The organism is Actinosynnema sp. NPDC023658, assembly GCF_040639995.1.
In the GTDB taxonomy this organism is placed as follows: Bacteria; Actinomycetota; Actinomycetes; order Mycobacteriales; family Pseudonocardiaceae; genus Actinosynnema.
In genome coordinates this window covers 1-1,643 of the sequence record NZ_JBFAAX010001154.1, presented here as the reverse complement: position 1 = coordinate 1,643, position 1,643 = coordinate 1, and the positions used below count along the sequence as shown (strand labels likewise).

At 70.8% G+C, this 1,643-nt stretch carries 2 protein-coding genes; one reads left to right on the top strand and one right to left on the bottom strand.

Annotation, left to right across the window (positions count from 1 at the left end):
• On the bottom strand, positions 1-478 hold a 478-nt coding region (locus AB0G02_RS39055; RefSeq protein WP_360805207.1), incomplete at its 3' end, for a S8 family serine peptidase.
• A gap of 479 nt (positions 479-957) precedes the next feature.
• Between AB0G02_RS39055 and AB0G02_RS39050 the strand changes: the two genes are divergently transcribed.
• Positions 958-1,643: putative protein N(5)-glutamine methyltransferase (locus AB0G02_RS39050; protein WP_360805204.1), on the top strand; the 686-nt coding region annotated here is incomplete at its 3' end.

Here is a 1,643-nt window from a genome sequence, read left to right as displayed (position 1 = left end):
CGGTGTCGATGATGTAGGCGGTGACGCCGGTGCCGTCGCTGGGGTAGGTGTAGGACGAGTCGAGCGGCAGGTTGCGCTGGTCGATCCGGTCCAGGCCCCAGGAGGGCGGGCTCGGCTGGGTGCCGGTCGCCTTGACCTCGCCGTTCTGCTGGACGTAGGCCACGCCGGGCTCGGCGGCCAGGCGGCGTGCGGCCCGTTCGGACAGCGTGCCCGCGAAGCCCTTGAGGGCGTGGTGGTAGGTGAAGTCGACCTTGGCGTCGTACTTGGCGCTGAGGTCGGCGGTGAGCGCGTCGACGCCCTGGGCGGACAGCTGCTTGTAGACGACGATGTAGCTGTCCTTGATGGCGGTCGGGTTGGCCGTGCCGATGATGTCGCCCTCGGCCGAGGCCGGTGTGGCGCCGACGGCCAGGGCCGCGGCGGTCACCGCTGTGGTCGCCAGCGCGATCAGGGCGCGTCTGGATCCGCGAACGTCTCCCATTGCAGGGTTCTCCCTCGTGCAGGGGTTCCCGGCGGACCCATGCGGCTCGGGTCGGCCGGGGAGTGGAGGTTCTGCGATCACGTTCGCGCGGACGTGGTCGGGAACGTTAGAGCAGCGGGTGGGGCCCGACAATCGGCCGGCCGTGGGAACGACCTGCGGTGTTCCGAAGGGGAGCCGTCCCCCGACGGGATGCCACCGCCCCGGTGGTCAACAATCTTAATAATTTCAGTGTCGACTAAAATAGAACATCGTCCGGCTCGGAGATGGCAGCGGAAGAGGACTGGAAGCAAAGCAGCCAGGACAGTGGGCATCCGACCCGCGATCGGGGGCGTCGGCCGGTGGGCTACGGTGAGCCGGTTGGCGCGGATCGGGAGGGGGTGGGACCCATTTCTGCTGGTGCACATCGGGTCGTCCCCGTCCGTGTCGTGACGGTGTGAGGGACGCCCGCGGGTTCTGACGCGAGAGGCGTTGCGCTGTCCATGGTTCCGGATCAGGGTGTTGTCGCGCGGTTGCGCGCGGCTGGTTGTGTGTTCGCGGAGGACGAGGCGCGGGTGCTGGTCGCCGCGGCCGGGAGTCCGGCGGAGTTGGAGTTGTTGACGGCGCGGCGGGTGGCCGGGTTGCCGCTGGAGCACGTGGTGGGGTGGGCGGAGTTCTGCGGTGTGCGGGTGGCCGTGGACCCGGGTGTGTTCGTGCCGCGTCGGCGCACGGAGTTCCTGGTGCGGGTGGCGGTGGGTGTGGCGCGGCCGGGTGCGGTCGTGGTGGACCTGTGCTGCGGTTCGGGGGCGGTGGGTGCGGCGGTGGCCGCCCGGGTCGCGGGGGTGGAGCTGCACGCGGTGGACGTGGATCCGGCGGCGGTGCGGTGCGCTCGGCGGAACGTGGGGTCGGGTCGGGTGTACGAGGGTGACTTGTACGAGCCGTTGCCGAGGTCGTTGCTGGGTCGGGTGGGGGTGTTGGTGGCGAACGCGCCTTACGTGCCGACGGGTGCGATCGGGTTGATGCCGCCGGAGGCGCGTGAGCACGAGCCGCTGGTGGCGTTGGACGGTGGTGAGGACGGTCTGGACGTGCAGCGGCGGGTGATCGCGGACGCGGTGCGGTGGTTGGCGCCGGGTGGGCGGTTGTTGGTGGAGACGGGTGCGCGGCAGGCGGCGGGGACGGTGCAGGCGTA